Raw genomic sequence first — 23,374 nt, forward strand, 5'->3', positions numbered from 1 at the left:
CTCTTTGTGTTCTACGCCCGCGGGGGGGGCGGGGCGGGGCGCCCCGCCGGGCCGCGGGCCCCCCGGCCTGGTCGCCCCCCGCTCGGGCCCCCCCGCCGCCCCCCCCCCCACGGCGACCTCGGGCAACCGGTCGGCCCAGGCGGCCAGCTCGGCGCGCTCGGCGACCGGGCTCAGCTCCAGTTCCGACAGCCGGGCTCCCGGCGCGGCGGTGATGCTCGCCAGCAGCGTCAGGTAGTGCTCGGCCATCCGCTCGATCGTGGCGCGGTCGAACAGGCCGGTGGCGTACTCCAGCCACACGCGCATGCTGCCGTCGCCGAGCTGCTTGACCGACAGCGTCAGGTCGAACTTGGCGACCGGCGCGCCGGTGGTGAACGGCTTCAGCTCCGCCTCGCCGAGCGTGGCGGGCACCTCGTCGAGGTGGGCCAGCTCGAACATGACCTGGAACAGCGGGTTGCGCGAGAGGTCGCGCTCGGTGCCGATCGCCTCGACCAGGTGCTCGAACGGAACGTCCTGGTTGGCGAACGCGGCCAGCGTGCTGCCCCGGACCTGGTCGAGCAAGTCGGTGAACAGCGGGTCGCCGCCGAGGTCGGCGCGCAGCACCAGGTTGTTGACGAAGAAGCCGAGGATCTCCTCGGTCTCCTCACGGGTGCGCCCGGCGACGGGGGTGCCGACGGCGACGTCCGTGCGGCCGGTGTAGCGGGCCAGCAGCACGTGGAAGGCGGTCAGCATCGTCATGAACGGGGTCGCGCCGTTGCGCGAGCCCAGCTCGGCGATCCCGGCGACCACCGCGTCCGGCACGTCGGCCATGACGGTGTCGCCGCGCGGGTCGCGCACGGCGGGCCGCGGCCGGTCGGTCGGCAGCTCCAGCGCGGTGAGCCCGCCGAGGCGGTCGCGCCAGTAGTCGAGCTGGTCGGTCAGGTCGAGTCCGCGCTGCCAGGCGCCGAAGTCGGCGTACTGGGCGGCGGGCGGGTCGGGCAGGGCGGCCGCGTCCCGGTAGGCGGTGCCGAGGTCGCGCAGGAAGATGCCCATGGACCAGGCGTCGAAGGCGATGTGGTGCAGGGTGACGGCGACGAGGTGGTCGGCGTGGCCGGCGCGGGCCACGGTCACCCGGATCGGGTGCTCGGTGGCCAGGTCGAACGGCACCGCGCTGGCCCGGTCGACCGCCGCGCGCGCCAGTTCCGGTGTGCCGGGGTCGACGAACTCGAAGGCGACTGGCCCGGCCGGGTCGATGATCTGCACGGGGTCGCTCTCGCCCACGTGGCGGGTGCGCAAGATCTCGTGCCGGGCGGCCACGAGGTCGACGGCCGTCTGGAAGCGGACCAGGTCGAACGGGCCGTGCAGGCGGAAGGCCAGCGGCACGATGTACTCGGCGCTGTCGGGCTCCAGCCGGTCGAGGAACCACATGCGCTCCTGTCCGAAGGACAGCCGCAGCGCGCCGTCGCGGTCGACGGTGGCGATCGGGATGTTCTTGGCGGCACCGGCCTGGTGGTCGATGAAGGCGGCCAGCTTCTCCACCGTCCGCTCGGCGAACAGCTCACCGACGCTCAGCTCCAGGTCGAACTCGCGGCGCAGCCTCAGCACCAGGCGGATCGCCAGCAGCGAGTGCCCGCCCAGGGCGAAGAAGTCATCGGAGACGCCGACCGACGCCACACCCAGCACTGCGCCCATGACGCGGGCGACGGCCTCCTCGGTCGGGGTGCGCGGTGTGATCAGGTCGCCGCCGGCCATCGGCTCCGGCCGGCCGGGCGGGGGCAGCGCGGCGCGGTCGACCTTGCCGCTGGCGCCCAGCGGCATCGCCTCCAGCGCGACGAAGAAGGCAGGGATCATCGGCGCGGGCAGCAGCTCGGCCAGGTGCGCGCGCAGCGCGTCGGCGCTCACGTCGGCGCCGGACACGGTGTAGGCGACCAGTTCCAGGTCGCCGGTGTCGGTGCGGTGGGCGGTGACGGTGGCGGCCTCGACCTCGGGGTGGGCGCGCAGCGCGGCCTCCACCTCGCCGGGCTCGACCCGCACGCCGCGGACCTTCACCTGGTGGTCGATGCGGCCCAGGAACTCCAGGTCGCCGTCGGCGCGGCGGCGGACGAGGTCGCCGGTGCGGTACCAGCGCCCGCCTGGGGTGGCCGAGTACGGGTTGGGGCCGAACCTGTCGGCGGTCAGGTCGCCGCGGCCGAGGTAGCCGCGGGCCACGCCGACGCCGGAGACGCACAGCTCGCCGGGCACGCCGATGGGGACGAGCCGGTCGTCGGCGTCCACGACGTAGGCGGCCAGGTTCGGCAGCGGCGCGCCGATCGGCGCGATCTCGGCGGACTCGGCGGCGGTGTGCGGCCAGAAGGTCGCGTCGATGGAGCACTCGGTGGGGCCGTAGGTGTTGACGATCTCCACCTGCACGGCGTCGAGCACCTTGGCGCACAGCGCGGTCGGCAGCGGCTCGCCCGCCGAGCAGAGCAGGCGCAGCGCGGTGCACTCGGCCAGCTTCGGCTCCTCGGCGACCATGCGCAGCACCGACGGCACCAGCTGCAGCACGGTGACCCCGTGCTCGGCGACCGCGGCGACCATGACGGCCGGGTCCTTGTGCGCGGTCGGCGGGGCCATCACGACCGCGCCGCCGGAGACCAGCGGCGCCGCGAACTCCCAGACGGAGGCGTCGAAGCCGATGGTCGTCTTCTGCAGCACGCGGTCGTCGGCGCCGAGGCCGTGCGCCTCCACGGCCCACAGCACGCGGTTGCGGATGCCCTCGTGCGTGATCACCACGCCCTTGGGCTTGCCGGTCGAGCCGGAGGTGTAGAGGACGTAGGCGGCGTTCGCACCCGAGAGCCCGGGGCGGTCCAGCGGAGCACCGGTGTCCCAGTTGCCGTCGACGGCGAGCACCGGGATGCCGGGGAGGAGGTCGCGCAGCGCCTCGTGGGTGAGCACGAGCGCGGGCAGCGCGTCGGCGGCGACGGCGGCGAGCCGCTCGGCCGGGTGGTCCGGCGGCAGCGGCACGTACACCCCGCCCGCGGTCCACACCGCCAGCAGGGCGGTGACGAGGTCCGCGCCGCGCTCCATGGCGACGCCCACCGGCACCTCCGGGCCCACGCCGCGCGAGCGCAGCGCCGCCGCCAGCCGCTCGACGCGGCCCATCAGCTCGGCGTAGGTGAGGCCGGCGCCCGCCTCGACGACGGCGACCGCGTCAGGGGTGGCGGCGGCCTGGGCGGCGACCAGCTCGGGGAGGGTGGCCGCCGGGCGCGGCGCCGCGGCGGTGTTCCAGGCGAGCAGCTGCTCGACCTCTGCCTCGGCCATGATCTCCAGCGCACCGATCGGGGTGGCCGGCGCGGCGGCCGCCTCGGCGAGCAACCGGGTGTAGTTGGCGGCCATGCGCTCGACGCGGGCGCGGTCGAACAGCGCGGCCGGGAAGTTCATCGTCCCGAACAGCGAGCCGTCGGGCCGCTCGGCGAAGTGCAGCGACAGGTCGAACGGCGAGGTCTGCCAGCTGCCCGGCCACCTCTCGACCTCGACGCCCGCAAGCGCCGGCATCGTGCGGCGCTGGTTGTGCAGGGCGAACGCCACCTGGAAGACCGGGTTGCGGGACAGATCGCGCTCGGGTGCCAGTGCGTTGACGACACGCTCGAACGGCACGTCCTGGTTGCCGAAGGCGTCGAGCGCGGTGTTGCGCACGCGGGCCAGCAGCTCACCGAAGGTGGGCTCGCCCGCCAGGTCGGTGCGCAGCACGACGGTGTTGAGGAACAGGCCGGCCAGCGACTCCAGCTCCACCTGCGCGCGCCCGGCGATGGAGACGCCGACCGCGACGTCCTCGGTGCGCGCGTAGCGGGAGAGCAGCAGCTGGTAGGCGGCCAGCAGCGTCATGAACAGGGTGGCGTCGTGGCGCCTGCCGACGGCGGTCACCGCGGCGGCCAGCTCGGTGGGCACGGTGAACTCGACGCTGTCGCCCGCGGGCTCCCACGTGGCCGGGCGCGGCCGGTCGGCGGGCAGCTCCAGCGGGGCCAGCCCGGCCAGCCGCTCCGACCAGTAGCGCTGCTGCCTGCGCAGCCCGCCGTCCGTTGACTCCCACCAGTCGCGCTGCCACTCGACGTAGTCGACGTACTGGATCTCCAGCTCCGGCAGCGGTGAGGGCTCGCCCGCGCGGAAGGCCGCGTACAGCGCGGACAGTTCGTCGGCCAGGACGCCGATGGACCAGCCGTCGAAGGCGATGTGGTGGACGGCGAACATCAGCACCGACTCGTCCGGTCCGCAGTGGGCGAGCGTGACCCGCCACGGCCAGGCTGCACGCAGGTCGATCGGGGTTGCCACGTCGGCGGCGCCCAGTTCGCGGACGCCCGCCTCGCCGTCGACCTCGACCACCACCAGCGGCGCGGGCCCCGGCGGGTCGACGAACTGCATCGGAACGCCGTCCACGGACTCGTAGCGCGTGCGCAGCACTTCGTGCCGCGCCCCGATCTCGGTGAGCGCGGACACCAGCGCGCCGGTGTCCACCGTTCCGCGCAGCCGGTACGCCCAGTGCATGAGGTACTCGGTGGCCCCCGACCTGAGCTGGTCGAGGAACCAGAGCTGCTCCTGCGCGAAGGACAGCGGGAACCCGCCACCACTGCTAGTCATTCGTGCCCTCCCAGGCCGGCTTTGCGCGTTGTGCTGTGGTCCGCGGCTCAGGACGCCGCGGGTTCGGCCGAGGACTCGGCCATCGCCACGGCGATGCGCCGCGGCCCGGTGAACGGCTCGCGCGCGTGGGCGGCGAGCATGTTGTCGACGATCAGGACGTCGTCGGTCTCCCAGTCGAAGCGCGTCCACGCCGCCCGGTAGCAGGAGCGCAGATGCGCCATCACTTCGTCGGGGATGACAGCACCGTCGCCGTAGTAGGTGTTGGTGGGCAGCTCGTCGTCGTCGAACATCTCGCGCAGCCCGGCGCACATGTCCTCACCCAGCGTGGTCACGTGCCAGAACGTCATGTGGTTGAACCAGACGCGCTCACCGGTCACCGGGTGGGTGTGCACGGCCTCGCGGCGGGCGCGGGTGCGCAGGCCGTCGCGGCCCACCCACTCGACCTGCACGCCCGCGCGCTCGCAGTAGGCAGCGACCTCGGCGCGGTCGGAGGAGCCGAACGCCTCCTGCCACGGCACCCCGAAACCGGGGGTGAAGTTGCGCACGACCATCCAGCCGCGGCGCTCGAACTCGGCGCGCACGGCGGGGTCGATGAGGTCGTAGACCTTGCGCACGTCGGCCAGCGGGGTCGCGCCCTGCGTCTCGGGCGCGATCATGCAGTGGAAGAACAGCACCAGCGGCCAGTGCTTCTGGTAGGAGTTCTCGTTGTGCAGGAAGATCTCCTCGCTCGGCGGGTAGTCCGTCGAGGTGTAGACCTGCCCTTTGATGGTGCTGCGCGGTGAGCTGCGCTCGGCGTAGGTCAGCGGCGCGCCGGACACCTCGCGCACGACGTCGGCGAAGCCGTCCACGCCGCCGATGTCGAAGCCGCGCAGCAGGACCGCGCCGTGCTCGCGCAGTCGCTGGCGCACGACGGGGCGCGCGTCGGAGAGGTAGGGGATCACGGGGGCGCCCGGCTCGTCGGCGGTGAGCACGAGGGGCAGCGTGCGGCCCGTGCTCCCCAGCGGGGCGGTGGTCGTCGCGGTCATGCGGTCAGCGTGGTCCGCCGCCGCCCCGCCGCACGAGAGAACAACCGGCACACCTGTGCTGCCGCCGTTGTTGCGTCTTCTTCTCTGCGGCCGGCGGCGGGCCGCGGGCAGGCTGACCCCGACCGCCGGAGCGACCAAGGAGGCACGGGTGTTTCGCACGATGCTCAAATCGAAGATCCACCGGGCGACGGTGACCCAGGCGGACCTGCACTACGTGGGCTCGCTCACCATCGACGAAGATCTCATGGAGGCTGCCGACCTGCTTCCCGGTGAGCAGATCGCCATCGTCGACATCGACAACGGCGCCCGCTTGGAGACCTACGTCATCCCCGGCCCCCGCGGCTCGGGTGTCATCGGGATCAACGGGGCCGCCGCCCGGCTCATCTCCCCCGGCGACCTGGTGATCATCATCAGCTACGTCGCGGTGGCCGAGGAGAGGGCGCACGACCTGGTGCCGTCGGTCGTGATGGTCGACCGCGACAACAAGCCGATCAAGCTGACCACCGACCCGGCGGAGCCGGTGCCGGGTACCAACGGTGTGCGCGGGGACCTCCTGGCGGCGGCTCGTGTCTAGCGAGAGGCCAGGCGGGGTGCTGGGCACCGTGGGCAGCACCCCCATCGTCGAGCTGGCCAAGCTGGACCCCGACGCCGGGTTCCGGGTGTACGCGAAGCTGGAGGCGCACAACCCGGGCGGCAGCATCAAGGACCGCTCGGCGCTGGAGATGCTGCTCGCGGCCATCCGCGACGGCGACGTGGTGCCCGGTCGCACGGTGGTCGTGGAGTCCAGCTCCGGCAACCTCGGCATCGGCATGGCGCAGGTGTGCGCATACCTGGGCGTGCGGTTCCGATGCGTGGTGGACCCGCGCACCAACGCCCAGAACATCGCGATCATGCGGGCGCTGGGTGCCGAGGTCGAGGTCGTCACCGAGACCGACGCGGCCACCGGCGAGTACCTGCCCGTGCGCAAGCGCCGGGTGCGCGAGCTGCTGACGATGCTGGACAGCGCCTACTGGCCCAACCAGTACGCCAACCCCGGCAACCCGCTGGCGCACCGCACCACGATGCGCGAGATCGCCGAAGCGGTGCCCGGCGGCGTGGACTACCTGTTCTGCGCCACCAGCTCGTGCGGCACCCTGCGCGGCTGCGCCGACTTCATCCGCGACCACCGCCTGCCCACGACCGTGGTCGCCGTGGACGCCGCGGGCAGCGCCATCTTCGCCCCGCCCACCGGCCCGCGCCTCATTCCCGGCCACGGCGCCGCCGAGCGGCCCGCGCTGCACCGCGACGGCATGGCCGACGCGGTGGTCATCGTCGACGACGTGGACTGCATCGCGGGCTGCCGCAGACTGGCCGCCCGCGAGGCGATCCTGGCGGGCGGCTCCTCCGGCGCCGTGGTCGCCGCCCTGGCGGCGATGCGCGAGCGCATTCCCGACTCCGCGTCGTGCGTGCTGATCCTGCCCGACCGCGGCGAGCGCTACCTGGACACGATCTACGACGACGAGTGGGTGGCCGAGCAGTTCGGCGACATCGCCCACCTGTGGAAGGAAACCGCCATGGAGGTGGCCCCATGCTGATCCTCGGCGCGGCCCAGGTCCGCCAGGTCCTCGACGGCGCGGAGCAGGACGTCCTCTCCGCGGTCCGCTCGGCCTACGTCCTGCACGCCGCTGGCCGGACCGTCGTGCCGCACTCGTCGTTCCTGCGCTTCCCCGACGACGACCGGAACCGGATCATCGCGCTGCCCGCGTACCTGGGCACCGAGTCGCCGGTCGCCGGGATCAAGTGGATCTCGTCGTTCCCGGGCAACGTGGCCAACGGGCTGGAGCGGGCCTCGGCGGCGTTGATCCTGAACTCGATGGAGACCGGGCACCCGACCGCCCTGCTGGAGTCGTCCACGATCTCGGCCCGCCGCACCGCGGCGAGCGCCGCCCTGGCGGCGGCGGCGCTGCCCGCCGGCGACACCGGCGTCGCGCTTGTGGGGTGCGGAGTCATCAATTTCGAGGTGCTGCGCTTCCTGCGGGAGACCGTCCCCTCGCTGGAGACCGTGACCCTGTTCGACCTCTCCCGCGAGCGTTCCGAGGCGTTCGGGAGGCGGGTGGAGGAGGAGCTGGGCGGGCTGAAGGTGGAGGTCGCCGGTTCCCTGAACGCCGCTCTGTCCTCCCACCGCCTCATCAGCTTCGCGACCGTCGCGGGTGTTCCGCACACGGCCGCCGAGGCGTGCGCCCCCGGAACGCTGATCCTGCACGTGTCGCTGCGGGACCTGACGGCCTCGGCGATCCTGCGGGCGGTCAACGTGGTGGATGACGCCGACCACGTGTGCCGGGCCTCGACGTCGCTGCACCTGGCGGAGCAGGAGGTGGGGCACCGAAACTTCATCGATGCGAGCATCGGGGAACTGCTGGGCGGCTCGGTGTCGTTGCAGCGGGCCGCCGACCGGCTGACGATCTTCTCGCCGTTCGGGCTCGGGGCGTTGGACCTGGCGGTGGCCGCGCTGGTGGCCGACCGCGCCCAGGCCATGGGCATCGGAACCTCGTTGCCGGACTTCCTGGGCTGAGTCGCGTGCGCTGTGGGCCGCCGGAACACTCCGGCGGCCCGTTCGCATGTGGACGGTGCGTTGGCGGAGCGGTTCCTCTCCCACCGAACTGCACCACGAAGTTCGTTGTCTGAGGGGCAGCGGGAGGCTGCTGTCGCGTTGTTCGTGGCCGGCCAGGCAAGCGGTCGTTCACATTCGAGTTCAAGCTCGAGATCGTGCGACGGCTGATCAGTGGTGCGGCGACCGCGCTCGAGCCGGCGCGCGAGCACGACCTGTCCTCACCGGAGCTGGTGAAGAACTGGGGCGGCCATTATCGGCGCGACGGCGAGGACGCGTTGTGGCCCAAGCCGAAAGACCGGCCGAGCCCGCCGACACATCCGGGCTCGGCGAGCTGGAACGGTTGCGGGCCGAGAACCTGGAGCTGTCCGCGAAGGTGGCGTTGCTGGAAGAACTACGGGCCTTGAAGGAGCAGGGGCGAGAGCGAAGACCAGTTCATCGCCACCCTCAAGGCCGACCATCCGCTGCCGGTGCTGCTCACAGGCCGCCGGGCTGGTCCGCTCGACGTTCTTCCACCACCAGGCCAGACTCACCCGGCCTGACCCGCACGCCGGGCTCAAGACCGCGATCACCGAGGCGTTCGAGGCCGCTCACGGCCGCTACGGGCACCGTCGGGATCCACCCGGTTCTGGCCCGTCAGGCCGGCAGGTGGCCAAGAAGACCGTGCAGTTCAGCGCCGACGCCCCGGACACACCGACGTGACCGAGCTCCGCATCGGCGATCGCAAGCTCCACCTGTCCCCGACCATCGACCTGTTCGACCGATCCGTGATCGCCTACGCCTGCGGCCCGTCCCCGATGCCGGAGCTGACCGACTCCTCACTGCTCGCCACGCTGCCCGCCGGGGCCGCACCGCTGAAGAACTGTTCCACCACACCAGGTTCCACACCATCGCCGAGTTCACCACGGCGCTGGACGACTACATCGACAGGTACGACACCACCCGCGTCTCGAACACGCTCAAAGGCCTGAGCCCGGTCCAATACCGAGCCCAGGCCCTCACGGCCTGACCTTCAGTCAGCCAGTCCAACTTCCGGGGACCAGTTTCAGCGCGGCAAACCCCTGGCTTGTCCCGGTTCTACGCCTCGTCGACCGCCACGAACCTCAGCTCCGCGGCGTAGGACTCCCCCGCGTCGTCGGTGAGCCAGGTCTGTTCCGGGGTCGGCAGCATCTCCGTCAGGGTGATGACGCCCTCGGGGTCCTTCTTCACCAGCCTGCGCAGGGCCTTCGCCAGGATGTTCACGTACACCGGGCTGTCGAAGTCCACGTAGAACGGGCGCGGTTCGGTCGGCAGGACCGCGAAGACGAAGCGCGGCATGGCGTGTTCGTCGCGCCAGGCTCGTCCGAGGACGAAGCGCTTCGCCTCGTCCTTCGCGTCGGCGAAGGACGCGCCCGCGGCTGGCAGGCGCCAGGTCTCCCGGGCGATGACCATCCGGTCCACCGTCACGCGCGGCGTGTGCGAGGCTTCCGGGAGGACTTCGAAGAGGTCCATCGCCAGGGTGGTCAGCACGTGGGAGAAGACGTCCACGGCGGCGAACTGCTCGCCGTCCGGCAGCAGGACCGCCAGGTCGCCGTCCACGTCGACCACCTCGACGTCCGCGCTGCGGACCGTGCGGGGCCGCGTCGGGTCGGCGGTGAAGTCGACCAGGGCGAGGTAGTAGTCCTCCTGGCGGACGAGGGTGTGCCGGATGCGGGCGGACAGGCGGGAGCGGTGTTCCTTCGGGAGCAGGGGCATCAGGCGGGCGGTGGGGTGGTCGCGGCTGGTCAGGTCCAGCAGCTCCGAGGGCCGGGGGTGCTGGTTGACGAACAGCGACGCGCCGATGGTGTTGCTGGCCAGGTGCAGTTCGCCGAGGACCAGCTCGAAGTTGCCCAGCGCCACCGCCTCCTGGCCGGCGGCGGCGATCATGACGTCCGGGCTGAGGTAGCGGGCCGTCGTCCACGCCTCGCCGGGTGGGCCGAAGTACGAGCGGACGCCGTCGGCGACGGCGGAGAGCGGGCGGTGGACGCGGTCGACGTCCGGTTCCGGCTGGAGGATGCGGTGCCAGCGGTCCTGGAACTCGCGGCGCAAGCCCGCGGCCTCCGCACCCGCGTGGCCGTGCAGGATCGGCATGCAGGCGAACCAGAACTCCGCCAGGTTCACCGGACCGCGCTCGGCCAGCGTGGCGAAGACGTCCCGGGCGCGGGCCATGACGGCGGCGGCCAGGCGGGAGACCAGCCAGCCCGCGCTGTCCAGCAGCGGCTCCAGCGGCGCCAGCGCGTCGAGCACGTCGTGGCCGAGCCGGGCGGTCGCCGCCCGGCGGGAGTCGGCGTAGACCAGCGCGCGGCACGGGGCGGTGCCCGAGGACTTCTCCCGGACGGCGGCTGTGTCGGTCAGCTCGACGAACCGCTGCTCCAGCGCGGTCAGCGCCCCGACGAGTTCGTCGGGGCCGCACGCGGCGGCCACGGCGTCGCGGCCGCGCTCCAGGTCGTCCAGGGCGGACAGGCCCCTGGCGCGCAGGTCGTCGTCGCCCACGGTCGAGAGCCAGGCGCGCAGTCCGCGCTCCGGGCGGGCGTCCGCGGGGACCTCCAGCCGCCAGACGACCCAGCGGCGCTTGACCAGCTCAGCCAGCGTGGCAGGGACGTCCAGCCCAGGCAGCGCGTCGGCGATGGCCCCCGCGGGGCGGACGCCGTCGCAGAGGTCCAGCACGGTCAGCTGTGCCGGGGTCGCCGGTTGCGGCGGCCTGCCGGGGACGATGACGGTGTCCCCGTCGCGGCGGATGAACGGCACGCGCCGGGGCGCGGTCCACGACGGGGCGGCCGGGTCGGCGGCGATGGTCGCGGCCAAGGTGTCGATCGCCCAGCTGGCGAAGTACACCTCGGTGCCCGCGAGCAGCCCCTCGCCCTGGTCGACGGCCAGCCCGTTCGACGACAGGTCCCAGCGGCCCCAGCCGACGGGGCCGAAGAAGCCGATCGTGTCGTTCTTCACGCAGAACCGCTGCCAGTAGTGCGCGACCAGCTCCTCGCGCTGGCGCGGCATGCTGCTGCGCCCCTTGTCCGGCGTCCAGGCGAGGAACGGCTTGATGCCGGAACTCAGCACGGGCCGGTTCTGCCAGGCGACCGCCTCGCGGAAGTCCGGCCGGGCGGCGATGCGCAGCAGCTCGTGCGCGGTGTCGGTGGCGGCCGCGGTGAACTGCGCGCTGAACTCGGCCCACTCGGGCGTCGAGGGCTCGTCCGGGTCGGCCTTGTCGGCCGCCTCGGCGAGACCGCCGGGCGCCAGCCGCAGCACCCCGGCGGCCGGGAACCCGGCGCCGCGCAGCGCGAACTGGTCCCACAGCCGCCAGCGCGTGCCCAGCTTCGGTGTCTGGTCCACGCCCGCTCCCTATGCTTGTGCGAAATCGGTGTCGACGACGTCCGCCAGGTCGGCGGGCGACGGGTAGGCGAAGACCAGCGCCACGGGCACCTCGACACCCAGCGCCTCCTCCAGCCGGGCGGTGATCTGGAAGGCGGTGAGCGAGTCGCCGCCCGCCTCGTAGAAGTCGCTGCCCGCGTCCAGGCCGGCGTCGCCGAGGGTCTCGCGGTAGATGTCGATCAGCAGGTCGACGGTGCTGATGTCCGTCGCGCGCTTCTCCGTGGTGGTCATGCGAACTCCTTCTCGGTGGGGACTCCGTGGACGGGCAGGTGGGTCCTGACCGCGACGGCCAGAGCCTCGGCTGTGTTGCCGCCGGAGACGATCGCCGCGGCGACGCCGCGCCAGCCGGTGCGCAGCGCGCCCGCCAGGGCGACCGCTCCGCTGGGCTCGGCGGCGATCCCGCGCCGGGCGAGCCGGTCCTGGGCGGCGACGATCTCGGCATCGGACACGGCGACGAGCTCGTCGACGCGGGCGCGGATGACGGGGTAGGTGAGCAGGCCGGGCTGCTGGCCACGCAGCCCGTCGGCGACGGTGAGGCTGGGTGGCAGGAGCACGGGACCGCCTTCGGCGAAGGACCGCGCGTACCGGTCGGCGTTCTCCGGTTCGACGCCGACGACGCGCACCGGCAGGTCGCGCACCGCGAGGCAGACGCCTGCCAGCAGACCGCCGCCGCCGGTCGGCACGAAGATCGTCGCGACGTCGGGGGCGTCGGCGAGGACTTCCCGGCCGACGGTGCCCTGACCGGCGATGATCAGCTCGTCGTCGGAGGACGGCACGAACACCGCGCCGGTCTCCTCGGCCAGCTTCCGCGCCGAGCGGTCGCGTTCGGCGACCCCGCCCGCGACGGTGATCGTGCGCCCGCCGAGGGCGTGGACGAGGTCGGACTTCGCCGTGCTGGCCCCGGCCGCCATGACGACGGTGACCGGCACGCCCAGCGGCGCGGCCATCGTGGCCAGCGCGATCCCGTGGTTGCCCGACGACCCGGTGACGATCGCGCGCGCCCCGAGCGCCAGCACGGCGTTGGCCGCGCCGCGCAGCTTGAACGAGCCGCCGAGCTGGCGGTGCTCACCCTTGAGCCACAGGCCGGGCAGGTCTGGGTCGGCGATCAGGGGTGTCCTGCGCACGTGGCCGGCGATGCGGTGCGCGGCGGCGCGCACGTCCGCGGGGCCCAGGCGGGTGATGGCGGCCGTCATGGTCCCTCGCTTCCGCTCAGGGCGCGGCGATCGGTCTTGCCGCTGCGTGTGCTGGGCAGTTCGGCGAGCCGGACGAACCGGCGTGGCATCAGGTGCGGGGGCAGCGACGCGGCCAGGTGGGCGCGCAACGCGCCGTCGGTGGCCCCGCCGAGGTCGCCCGCGACGTGCGCGACCAGGAACACCCGGCCCCGGTCGTCGTGCTCGGCGCTGACCACCGCCCCGAGCACGCCGGGGTGGGTGAGCAGCGCACCCTCCACCTCGGCCGGGTCGACCCGGTAGCCGCGGATCTTCACCTGGCGGTCGCCGCGTCCGAGGAAGTGCAGGCCGCCCGGCCCCCAGCGGGCGAGGTCGCCGGTGCGGTAGAGCCGCGCGCCCGGCGGACCGTGCGGGTCGGGGACGAACCGCTCCGCGGTGCGCCCCGGCAGCCCGTGGTATCCGCGGGCCACCCCGACCCCGCCGATGTAGACCTCGCCCACGTCCCCGTCGGGCACCGTTTCCAGGTCGTCGCCGAGCACCCGCACCACGACCCCGCCGACCGGTTCGCCGACGACATCGACCTCCGGTTCGGGGTCGGGCGGCACGCGGAAGCGCGTCGAGGTCATCGTGCACTCGGTGGGCCCGTACTGGTTGACCAGCTCACCGGGCACCAGCGCCCGCCCGCCGGAGGACAGGAACGGCCGCAGCGACTCGCCGCTGGAGACCACCAGCCGCATCCCGCCCAGCAGCGCGGCCGGATCGGGCTGCCCGGCCAGGAAGGACAGGAACGACGGCGTGGTGCTCAGGATCGTGTTCACCCCGTGCCGGGCGACGGCCGCGCCGAACTCGGCGGGCCGCAGCAGCGCAGACCGCGGCAGCAACACCAGGCGACCGCCTGCCAGCAGAGGCGCGAACGTGTCCCGGATCGAGGCGTCGTAGCCCATCGGCGCCATCTGCAGCGCCACCGTGTGCGGCCCGAGTCCGTAGTCGGCGGCGATGAACCGCAGGTAGGAGTCCAGACCGCGGTGCTCGACGAGCACGGGGCTCGGCTCGCCGGTCGACCCGGAGGTGTGGCTGACGTAGGCCAGGCCGTCCGGCCGCGGGGGCGCGAGGGCCCCTGGCCAGTCGCCGGTGTCGGTCACCAGCACCGGCGGTCCGGGCACGGGCAGGTCGATGTCCACGCCGTCGGCGGTGACGAGCAGGCTCGCTCCCCCACTGCGCACCAGCCCGGCCAGGCGGGCGGCGGGCTGGCTGGTGTCGAGGGTGAGGAAGGCTGCACCGGCCCTGGTGACCGCGGCGACCGCGACCACCGCGTCCACGCTGCGGTCGACGGCGACCGCGACCACCTTCTCCGGCCCGGCCCCGCGCGCGGCGAGCGCGCGGGCGAGGGTGTCGACGCGGGCGGCCAGCTCGCCGTAGCTGACCTCGCCGTCCGGTGTGGACAGCGCGATGGCGCCGGGTGGGTGCCCGGCGATGGTGTCGGCGTAGGTCCGCATCAGGACGCCTCCACCGGCGCGGATTCGACAGCGGTCTGGTCGACGGCGACGAACCTGAGCTCGCTGGTGTACTTCCGGCCCTCGTCGTCGGTCAGCCAGGCCTGCTCGGGGTTGGGCAGCATCTCCGAGAACGTGATCTTCGCGGCCGGGTCCTTGCGGGCCAGCCTGCGGACCGCCTTGGACAGGATGGTGACGTAGATCGGGTTGTCGAAGTCGACGTAGAACGGGCGCGGCTCGGCCGGCGAAACGGCGAAGACGTAGCGCGGCAGGTCCAGCGAGCGCTGCCAGTGCCGGGCCCGGACGAACCGCCTGGCCTCGGACTTCTCCTCGGTGAAGTCCAGTTCCGATGCGGTCACCCGCCAGGTCTCGCGCGCGACGACCATCCGGTCGATGGTGACGCGCGGCGAGTGCTCGGCGGCGGGCCGCAGCGTGAAGCGGTCCATCACCCGGTGGGTCATGGCGTTGGCGTAGGCGTCGAGGACGTCGAACTCCGCGCCGTCGGGCAGCACGGCGACCAGCTTCTCGCCGCGCTCGTGCACGGCCACGTCACCGCTGAGCACGGTGCGCGGGCGGTGCGGGTCGGTGGTGTGGTCGACCATCGCGACGTAGTAGTCCTCGGGGCGGTCCAGCGACGGCCTGCTGCGCGCCGACCACTTCAGCGGCAACTCCTTGGGCAGCATCGGCAGCAACCGCGGCGTCGGGAAGTCACGGGCGGTCTCCTCGGCGAGCAGGTGCCGCTCGGGGTGCTGGTGGACGAACAGCGAGGCGCCCATGGTGTTGAGCGCGCAGTGCATCTCGCCGAGCACCAGCTCGAACTCCCCGCGCGCCACGGCATCGGCGTCCTCCGCGAGGACCAGCAGGTCAGGGCTGAAGTACCGCGACAGCGACCAGCCCGCCCCCGGCTCGCCGAACTCCGCGCGCACCTGCTCGGCGATGTCGGCCGAGGAGATCCGCACCCGGGAGGGACCGGAGGGCACGTCCAGGATGCGGGCCCACTTCGCCCGCAGCTCGTCCTGGATGGCGTCCATGTCGGCGATGGAGGCGGCGTGCGGGGTGGGCAGGCACTCGAACCACAGCGACGCCAGGTCCACCGAGCCGTGCCGCGCCAGCACCTTGTCGTAGGCCTCGCGCACCCGCGCGCCGATGACCGCGCCGAAGCGGTTGGTCATCCAGCGGGCCGCGGTCAGGCACATCTGCAGCGGTGTCAGCTCGTCCAGCACGGCGCGGCCGAGGGTGGCGGTGGCCGCACGGGTGCAGTCGGAGTAAGCCAGAGCGCGGCAGGGCGCGGTGCGCTGGCCCTTGGCGCGCTGGGCCTCGGTGGCGGTGATGTCGGCGAACTCGTTCTCCAGCGCGGTGAGCGCGGCGATCAGCGCCGTGGCGTCCTGCCCGGCGGCGGCGACGGCGTCGCGGCCGCGTTCCAGCACGTCGAGCTTGGCCAGCGCGGCGGCCTTCACCGGCTCGTCGCCGACGCGCTCGACGATCGCCCGCAGCTCGCGCTCGGGGTAGGTGGCCGAGGGGACCTCCAGGCGCCAGTGCGCCCAGCGCTTCCGCACCAGGAACAGCACGATCTCGGTGACCTCGTCGACCCCGCGGCCGAGCGCAGCGGCGATGGCGGGCACCGGCCGGGTGCCGTCGCACAGCTCCAGCACGGCGCGCGCGTCGGCCGGGATGTCCTGGGCGGGCCTGCCGGGCACGGCGATCCGCTCGCCGTCGAAGCGGACGAAGGACACCCGGCGCGGCGGCACCCACGCCCGGAACGCCGGGTCGGCGTCGAGGACCTTGGCGAGCGCGTCGATGGCCCAGCTGGCGAAGTACACGTGCGAGCCGGACAGGAAGCCGGTCGAACCCGGGTCGATGGACAGCCCGTCCGCGGAGAGGTCCCAGCGGCCCCAGCCGACAGGGCCGAAGAAGCCGATCGTGTCGTTCTTCACGCAGAACCGCTGCCAGTAGTGCGCGACCAGCTCCTCGCGCTGGCGCGGCATGCTGCTGCGCGCCTTGTCCGGCGTCCACGCGAGGAAGGAGGCGATACCGGTGTCCAGGACGGCGCGGTTCTGCCAGGCGACGGCGGCCTGGAAGCGCGGCTGGGCCGCGATCCCCTGCAGCTGCACGGCGGTGCGCACGGCGGCGGCCTCGAACTCCTCGGCGAACTCGTCCCAGTCCGCGCCCGCGAGCGTGTCGTCCTCGCCGAACTTGTCGGCGGCCAGGGCGAGGCCGGGCGGGACGATGCGCAGCACGCCGTCGGCGGGGAAGCCGGGGCCGCGCAGGGCGAACTGCTCCCAGAGCCGCCACCCTCCGTCGGGCAGGAGCACGGGTTCCTTCTTCTCGGGTGTGTCAGGCATGGCGAGCACCTTCCGGATGCGGTGGGTCAGCCCGCGCGGGCGGCGACGGGAGCGGCGGGCGGCGGCGCCGCCTCGGGGGTGAGCAGGCGCAGGGCCAGCGCGACGTTGGCGGAGGCGAGGGTGGCCAGGGCGGCGATCAGCACGACGGTGGCGGTGATGCCGAGCCCGTCGGTGAGCAGACCGGCGGTCAGGAACCCGAGCGGGCCCGCGAGGCCGCTCAGCGTGATCACCGACTGCAGCACCTTCGGCCGGTAGTCGGCGGGCACGCGGGCGGTCAGGATCGCGAAGAACGGGGCGTTGGACACCGGCACGGCGGCCGAGGTGAGCGCGACGGCGGACATCAGCACCCACACGGGCACGTCCGGCACGAGCAGCCACAGCGGCAGGGCCATCACCGTCATCGCGACCAGCACGAGCTTTCTGGGCTCCACCTTGGTGGCCACCGCGACGGCCGTCAGCGAGCCGGCGAGCGCACCCGCGCCGGCCGCCGACAGCAGCAGCCCGCCGAGCCGGGCGTTCTCGTCGAAGCGCTCGAAGGCCAGCAGGGGCAGCGCGATCGCCAGCACTCGAAGGACGAACCCGTAGGTGATGGTGGAGAGCACGGCCTTGCGCAGGAACGCGTCGGCGGTGATGTGCTTGAGCCCGGCGAGCACCCCCGGCGGGCCGGAGCGGGACGCGGCGCCGTGCTTGCGCGGCACCAGCAGGAGCAGCAGCGCCGAGAACGCGAAGGTGCCCGTGTCCAGCCAGAGCACGGCGGGCGCCCCGAAGAAGGCGATCAGCGCGCCCGCGGTGGCGGGCCCGGCGAACGCGGCGACGTTGACCGCGCCCTCCAGGATGCTGTTGGCCCTGGCCATCCCACGCGGGTCGTCCCCGATCAGCTCGGTGGCGAGCACGCGCTGGGCGGCGTAGTAGGGCACCCCGAAAACGCCGAGCACCGCGACGATCGCCAGCAGCAGCGGGTAGCTGAGCAGGTCCATGCCGTGCAGCAGCGGCACCAGCGCGATCAGCGGGGCGCGCACGGCGTCGCTGACGAGCATCGTGCGATGTGCGCCGAAGCGCTGGATCACCTCGCCGCCGAGAAAGCCGAGCAGGGCGATCGGCAGCACCTGCACCGCGAACACCAGACCGGTCCTGGTGGCCGACCCCGAGGCCTCCAGCACCAGCCAGGGCAGGGCGAGCATCGTCATCTGCGTGCCGAACGCGGACACCGCGCCCGCGATCAGCAGCGCGCGCAACCCGGTCACCGCGGCCCTCCGGCGCACCACTCCAGCACCGCGCGGGCGGAGTGGTACTTGTTCTCGGCCTGCGCGAAGGCGGCGCTGGCCGGGCCGTCGAGGACCTCGGCGGTCACCTCCTCGCCGCGGTGGGCGGGCAGGTCGTGCAGGAACACCGCGCCGGGGCAGCGGTCCATCATCGCCTGGTCGACCTGGAACGGCGCGAACACCTCGCGCCAGTCCGGAGTGGGTTTGACGGTGCCGGTGGTCTGCCAGCGGGTCGTGTAGACGACGTCGACCTCCGGCAGGTCGTCCACGTCGTGGCGCTCCTCGACGGCGGAGTCGGCGCACTTGGCGTGGATCTGGGCGCGGTCCAGGTAGTCGGCCCGCAGGCCGTAGCCGGGGGGCGTGCGCAGGTGCAGCTCGGTGCCCGGAAAGCGGGTCAGGCCGAGCGCGAGCGCGGAGGCGGTGTTGTTGCCCTCTCCCACGTACAGCACGCGCAGGCCGTCGACCGAGCCGAAGATCCGGGTCAGCGTGGTGAGGTCGGTGAGCCCCTGCGTCGGATGCTCCTCGGCGCTCATCGCGTTGATGACGGCCATGCGCTCCTGGTTGGCGTAGGCGCGCAGCTCGGCCTCCGGCCCCGCGGTGCGGGCGACGAGCACGTCGAGCATCCCGGCCAGCACCTGCCCGGTGTCGTCCACGGTCTCGCCGGTGTTCTCCTGCAGGTCGCCGGGCCCGTAGGTGATGAGCTTGGCGCCCAGCCGCAGCGCGCCCGCCGAGAACGCGGTGCGGGTGCGGGTCGAGGTCTTGCGGAACAGGATGCCCACGACCAGTTCGTCCAGGGGGCGCACGTGGTCCAACCGACCCGCTGAGTAGTCCGCGCCGCGGTTGACGATCCAGCGCAGATCGTCGTCGCCCAGGTCGTCGAGCGAGATCAGGTGCCTGCGGTCCATCGCCGCCTCCTTGCGGTTCGCCGGGGGGTGCTCACGCCGACCGGAGGGCCGCGCGCAGGATGTCGATGCCGCGGTCGAGCCGGGCGATGTCGATGTTGACCGGGGGAAGAAGCTTGATGACCTCGTCGTCACGGCCGCACAGCTCCACGATCAGGCCGTGCTCGAAGGCGTGGCGCTGCACGCGGTCGGCGCGCTCGGCACCGCCCGCCGCGCCCAGGTCCAGGCCCAGCGCCATCCCGCGGCCGCGGGTCGTGATCTCCGGGTGGGTCTGGGCCAGCTCTGTGCCGAAGCGCTCCAGCCTGCGGACGGCCACGGCGAGGTCGGTGCGGAACTTGGTGCACTGCCAGAGCTCGATGGCCGCGGTGGCGGCGACGAACCCCAGCTGGTTGCCGCGGAAGGTGCCGGTGTGCTCACCGGGCTCCCACACGTCCAGGCCGCGCTTGAACAGCGTCAGCGATATCGGCAGGCCGATTCCGCCGAGGGACTTCGACAACGTCACGATGTCCGGGACGATCCCGGCGTGCTCGAAGCAGAAGAAGCGTCCGGTGCGCCCGCAGCCGGACTGGATCTCGTCCACGATCAGCAGCACGCCGTGCCTCTCGGTGACCTCGCGCAGCGAGCGCAGCCACTCCCGCGACGCCGGGTAGACCCCGCCCTCCATCTGCATCGGCTCGACGATCACCGCCGCGGGCTTCTCCACCCCGGACGACGGGTCGTTGAGGTAGCGCTCGATCAGGCCGACCGAGTCGAACGTGCCGGCGGGACCGTCCTCGAACGGGATGAAGGTGACCTCACCGGGGCCGACGCCGCCGGCGCGGCGGGCGCGCAGGCTGCCGGTGGCGGCCAGCGAGCCGCGCGACATGCCGTGGTAGGCGCCGGTGAAGGCGAAGATCCCGCGCCTGCCGGTGGCCTTGCGGGCCACCTTCAGCGCCGCCTCCACGGCGTCGGTGCCGGTCGGACCGCAGAACTGGACCTTGTAGTCGAGACCGCGCGGGCGTAGCACCACGTCGTTGAAGGTGTGCAGGAACTCCCGCTTGGCCGCGGTGTACATGTCCAGGCCGTGCATGATGCCGTCGGCGGCCAGGTACTCCTGCACCTTCGCCTTGATGGTGGCGTTGTTGTGGCCGTAGTTGAGACTGCCCGCCCCGCAGAAGAAGTCGATGTAGCGGCGGCCGTCCTCGGAGAACAGGTCGGCGCCGACCGCGCGGTGGAACACCGCGGGGAACTTGCGGCAGTAGCTGCGGACCTCGGACTCCAGGTCTTCGAAGACGGCGATGTCGATGGCGGACGCGCGGGGGATGACGGGCGCGACCGGGTCGGCGGCGAGGGTCATGATGGTCTCCTTGTGCCTCAGCGGGGGGTGGCGGCGGTCCGCCGCCTGCTGCGCAACACCGGCGCGGCGGTGGCCTCGGTGGTGCGGGGGAAGCTCGGCAGGGCGGCGGCGAGGGCGGCCACGCTGCTGTGGTCGAACAGGGCGCGCACCGGCACGTCCACCGAGAGCGCGGCACGCAGCCGCACCGCGACCCTGGTGGCCAGCAGGGAATGTCCGCCGACGTCGAAGAAGCTGTCGTGCACGCCGAACGCGTCGGTGTTCAGCACCTCGGCCCACACCCCGGCGACGACCTTCTCGTCGGGGGTGCTCGGCAGTGCCTTGACGACGGCGGCCGGGACCTGCGGCAGCGGCAGCGCGAGCCGGTCGACCTTGCCGTTGGCGGTCTTGGGCAGCTCGTCGAGGACGACGTAGGCGGCGGGGAGCATGTAGTCCGGCAGCGACGCCAGCAGGAACGGGCGCAGCTCCTCGCCGCCGGACGGGTCGCCCACCAGATAGGCGGTGAGCTGCAGGTCGCCGTCGGGGGCCGGGGTCGGGTGCACCACGGCCGCCCGCACGCCGGGGTGCTCCAGCAGCGCGGCCTCGATCTCGCCGGGCTCCATCCGGTGCCCGCGGATCTTCACCTGGTGGTCGGCGCGGCCCAGGATGGCCACCGCCGCGCCGGGGCCGCGCCTGCCGAGGTCGCCGGTGCGGTACATGCGCGCGCCGGGCTCGGGCGAGAACGGGTCGGGCAGGAACCGCTCGGCGGTGGCGCCCGGCCGGTTGTGGTAGCCGACGGCCGTGCCCGCGCCACCGAGGTAGATCTCCCCCACCTCGCCGTCGGCGACCGGTTCCAGGTCGGCGTCGAGGAGGAAGACGGTGGAGTTGTTCTTCGCCGCCCAGTCCAGCACGCGGCCCTCGGCGTCGACGCGGGCCGTGGTGGCCCAGACTGTGGTCTCGGTGGGGCCGTAGAGGTCCCACACCCGCGCGCCGTCGGCCGACAGCCTGCGCACCAGCTCCGGCGGCAGCTTCTCCCCGCCCGCCAGGACGGTCAGCGTGGAGGGCGGCGACCAGCCGGAGTCCAGCAGCATCCGCAGCGTGACCGGGGTGGCCTGCAGCAGGCGCGGGGTGTGCTCGGCGATGAGCGCGGCCAGCCGCTGCGGGTCGCGGGCCTGCTCGGCCGAGGCGATCACGACGTGCGCGCCGACCAGCAGCGGCAGGTACAGCTCCAGCACCGACGGGTCGAAGGAGGCGGTGGTCAGACCGACGACGGCGGTGCCCTGCTCCAGGCCGGGCCGGTCCACCATGGACACCAGGAACTCGGCGAGGCCGCGGTGGTCGATCATCACGCCCTTGGGCAGACCGGTCGACCCCGAGGTGTAGATGGTGTAGGCCAAGTCGTCAGGGGTGGGGCCGCCTTCCGGCGGGGTGGCCGGGTGCGCGGCGATGGCCTCGGCGTGGGCGTCGAGCAGCACGGGGACGGCCTCGCCGACCGAGAGCACGTCGGCCAGGGCGGTCTCGGTGACGAGAGCGGTCGCGCCGGTGTCGGCGAGGAAGAACTCCAGGCGGCGGGTCGGGTAGTCCGGGTCGAGCGGCACGTAGGCCGCACCCGCCTTCAGCACGCCGAGGAACGCGACCGGCAAGCGGTGGCCGCGGTCGAGGTGCACGCCGACCACCGAGCCCCTGCCGATGCCGAGACCGCGCAGGTGGTGGGCGAGCCGGTTGGCGGCGGCGTCGAGCTGGGCGTGGGTGAGCTCGCCGTCGTGCGAGCGCACGGCGGACAGGTCCGGGGTGCGGGCCGCCTGCTCAGCGATCAGCTCGACGACCGTGCCGGTGGGCGACGGCGCCGCGGTGTCGTTGCCACACGCCAGGAGCCGGGCGCGCTCACGGCCGGGCAGGGCCGGAATGACGGCGGTGTGGTCGGTCACCGGTGTGTCGGGCGCGGTGAGCAGGGCGCGCAGCAGGGCGGGGTAGTCCGCGCCGATGCGGTCGATGCTCTCGGCGTCGAACAGCGAGACGGCGTACTGCACGCGCCCGGCGAGTCCGCCGTCGACCGGGATCAGGTCCAGCACCAGGTCGAAGGGCAGGCCGGTGGGCGGCGACGGGCGCATCGTCACCTCCAGGCCGGGCAGGCCGACCTCGGCGACGCCGGCGGCCAGCAGCGAGAAGGTGACCTGGAACAGCGGGTTGCGGGAGAGGTCACGGGCCGGGGCCAGCTCGGTGACGACGCGGTCGAAGGGGATGTCGGCGTGCCGCAGGTCGGCGAGCACGCCCGCGCGCACCCGGCCGAGCAGCTCGGTGAAGCTCGGCTTGCCCGCGACGTCGGCCCGCAGCGCGATCGTGTTGACGAACAGGCCGATCAGTGCCTCGGTGGCGACCCGGTCACGGCCGGTCACCGGGGTGCCGACCGCGAAGTCGGTCTGGCCGCTGTAGCGGGCGAGCAGGGCCTGGAAGGCGGCCAGCAGCACCATGTAGCGGGTGGCCTTGTTGCGTCGGGCGAAGGCGTCGACCTCGGCGAGCAGATCGGCGGGGACCTGGAAGCGGCCGATGGCGCCCGCGCCGGTCCACTCGGCGGGACGCGGCTTGTCGGTGGGCAGGCGCAGCGGCGGCAGGTCCGCGAGCCTGCCGGTCCAGTGCGCCAGACCGGCGTCCATGCGCTCGCCTGCCAGGCGCTCGCCGTGCGAGCGGGCGTGCTCGGCGTAGCTGGTGGGCAGCGGAGCCAGGTCGGCCGGGCCGCGGCCGGTCAGCTCGCCGTAGTGGGCGGCCAGCTCGCGGGTGAGCACCGGCCAGGAGCCGAAGTCGAAGGCGATGTGGTGCACGACGACCACCAGCACGTGCTCGTCGTCGGCGATCTTGCCCAGCACGGCGCGAAGCGGGACGGCGGCGCCGACGTCGATGGGGCAGCTCGCCTCGGCGGCCACCCAGGCGTCTACTTCGGACTCCGTGCGGCCGGTCATGTCGACCACGTCGAACGGCACCGCCGACGCGGGCTCCAGCACGGCGACCGGGTCGCCGTCCTCGGCGGGGAACCGCGTGCGCAGCACCTCGTGCCGCCCGGCGACCGACCGCAGCGCCCCGGCCAGTGCCCCGACGTCCAGCGGGCCGCGCAGCCGCAGCGCCACGGGCAGCAGGTAGTCGGCCGATCCGGGGTGCAGCTGGTCGAGGAACCACAACCGTCGCTGGGCAAAGGACATCAAGCCACCGGGACCCACCGGACACCTCCTCCGAAACCGAGACCGGGCCACTGGGCGCCGGCTAGTGACACCACGCTGCCCGCCGGCGGGTGGGCGTCACCAGAGAAGGAG

Annotated in this window: 16 protein-coding genes; 5 read left to right on the forward strand and 11 right to left on the reverse strand. The window is 73.3% G+C overall.

Features of this window, described 5'->3' with window-relative positions; translation table 11 throughout:
• Both AB0M48_RS21975 and AB0M48_RS21980 read right to left on the reverse strand, forming a co-directional pair.
• Positions 1-4,590 (reverse strand): amino acid adenylation domain-containing protein (locus tag AB0M48_RS21975; RefSeq protein ID WP_363844908.1); only part of this gene is annotated, 4,590 nt, incomplete at its 3' end.
• A 47-nt stretch (positions 4,591-4,637) separates the two neighbouring features.
• Positions 4,638-5,615 carry a TauD/TfdA family dioxygenase gene (locus tag AB0M48_RS21980; protein ID WP_363844911.1) on the reverse strand — a complete coding sequence of 326 codons (978 nt, stop codon included), beginning with the start codon at positions 5,613-5,615 and terminating at the stop codon, positions 4,638-4,640.
• A gap of 148 nt (positions 5,616-5,763) precedes the next feature.
• On the opposite strand from AB0M48_RS21980, the gene panD reads away from it, so the two are divergent.
• The 5 genes from panD to AB0M48_RS22005 all read left to right on the forward strand — a co-directional run bounded on the left by panD (position 5,764) and on the right by AB0M48_RS22005 (position 9,211).
• The gene (panD, locus tag AB0M48_RS21985; RefSeq protein WP_363844914.1) at positions 5,764-6,189 is read left to right on the forward strand and encodes an aspartate 1-decarboxylase; all 426 of its coding nucleotides are present in this window, start codon (positions 5,764-5,766) and stop codon (positions 6,187-6,189) included.
• A gap of 28 nt (positions 6,190-6,217) precedes the next feature.
• Positions 6,218-7,189, forward strand: a complete 972-nt coding sequence (sbnA, locus tag AB0M48_RS21990; protein ID WP_363844917.1) for a 2,3-diaminopropionate biosynthesis protein SbnA — start codon at positions 6,218-6,220, stop codon at positions 7,187-7,189.
• Positions 7,183-8,166, forward strand: coding sequence for a 2,3-diaminopropionate biosynthesis protein SbnB (sbnB, locus tag AB0M48_RS21995; protein ID WP_363844920.1), 984 nt, complete (start codon positions 7,183-7,185; stop codon positions 8,164-8,166). The genes sbnA and sbnB overlap by 7 nt, the downstream gene beginning before the upstream one ends.
• A 194-nt stretch (positions 8,167-8,360) precedes the next feature.
• Complete coding sequence (locus tag AB0M48_RS22000) at positions 8,361-8,609, forward strand: hypothetical protein (protein WP_363844923.1); 249 nt, start codon at positions 8,361-8,363, stop codon at positions 8,607-8,609.
• Positions 8,610-9,112: 503 nt separating this feature from the next.
• Complete coding sequence (locus AB0M48_RS22005) at positions 9,113-9,211, forward strand: IS3 family transposase (RefSeq protein WP_363845190.1); 99 nt, start codon at positions 9,113-9,115, stop codon at positions 9,209-9,211.
• 68 nt (positions 9,212-9,279) lie between these two features.
• Here AB0M48_RS22005 and AB0M48_RS22010 read toward each other — a convergent pair whose 3' ends face one another.
• From AB0M48_RS22010 to AB0M48_RS22050, 9 genes are read right to left on the reverse strand one after another with little or no spacing between them, the layout of a single operon-like run.
• Positions 9,280-11,550, reverse strand: coding sequence for a lantibiotic dehydratase (locus AB0M48_RS22010; protein WP_363844926.1), 2,271 nt, complete (start codon positions 11,548-11,550; stop codon positions 9,280-9,282).
• 9 nt (positions 11,551-11,559) lie between these two features.
• The gene (locus tag AB0M48_RS22015; protein WP_363844929.1) at positions 11,560-11,820 is read right to left on the reverse strand and encodes an acyl carrier protein; all 261 of its coding nucleotides are present in this window, start codon (positions 11,818-11,820) and stop codon (positions 11,560-11,562) included.
• Positions 11,817-12,782, reverse strand: a complete 966-nt coding sequence (locus AB0M48_RS22020) for a threonine/serine dehydratase (RefSeq protein ID WP_363844932.1) — start codon at positions 12,780-12,782, stop codon at positions 11,817-11,819. Before AB0M48_RS22020 ends, AB0M48_RS22015 begins: the two co-directional genes overlap by 4 nt.
• Positions 12,779-14,254: an amino acid adenylation domain-containing protein gene (locus AB0M48_RS22025; RefSeq protein ID WP_363844935.1), complete on the reverse strand. Its 1,476-nt coding sequence runs from the start codon at positions 14,252-14,254 to the stop codon at positions 12,779-12,781. Before AB0M48_RS22025 ends, AB0M48_RS22020 begins: the two co-directional genes overlap by 4 nt.
• Positions 14,254-16,593 (reverse strand): lantibiotic dehydratase, encoded by a 2,340-nt coding sequence (locus tag AB0M48_RS22030; RefSeq protein WP_363844938.1) that lies wholly within the window; start codon positions 16,591-16,593, stop codon positions 14,254-14,256. Before AB0M48_RS22030 ends, AB0M48_RS22025 begins: the two co-directional genes overlap by 1 nt.
• A gap of 26 nt (positions 16,594-16,619) precedes the next feature.
• A complete protein-coding gene (locus AB0M48_RS22035; protein ID WP_363844941.1) occupies positions 16,620-17,837 on the reverse strand; it encodes an MFS transporter in 1,218 nt (405 codons plus the stop codon).
• Positions 17,834-18,760: an ornithine carbamoyltransferase gene (locus AB0M48_RS22040; protein ID WP_363844944.1), complete on the reverse strand. Its 927-nt coding sequence runs from the start codon at positions 18,758-18,760 to the stop codon at positions 17,834-17,836. Before AB0M48_RS22040 ends, AB0M48_RS22035 begins: the two co-directional genes overlap by 4 nt.
• Positions 18,761-18,791: 31 nt before the next feature.
• Positions 18,792-20,093, reverse strand: coding sequence for a diaminobutyrate--2-oxoglutarate transaminase (gene ectB / locus AB0M48_RS22045; RefSeq protein WP_363844947.1), 1,302 nt, complete (start codon positions 20,091-20,093; stop codon positions 18,792-18,794).
• A 17-nt stretch (positions 20,094-20,110) separates the two neighbouring features.
• Entirely contained in the window at positions 20,111-23,263 is a 3,153-nt protein-coding gene (locus AB0M48_RS22050; RefSeq protein WP_363844950.1) for an amino acid adenylation domain-containing protein, read from the reverse strand.
• Positions 23,264-23,374: the final 111 nt, after the last annotated feature.

Source organism: Lentzea sp. NPDC051208 (genome assembly GCF_040682435.1).
Classification (GTDB): Bacteria; Actinomycetota; Actinomycetes; order Mycobacteriales; family Pseudonocardiaceae; genus Lentzea; species Lentzea kristufekii.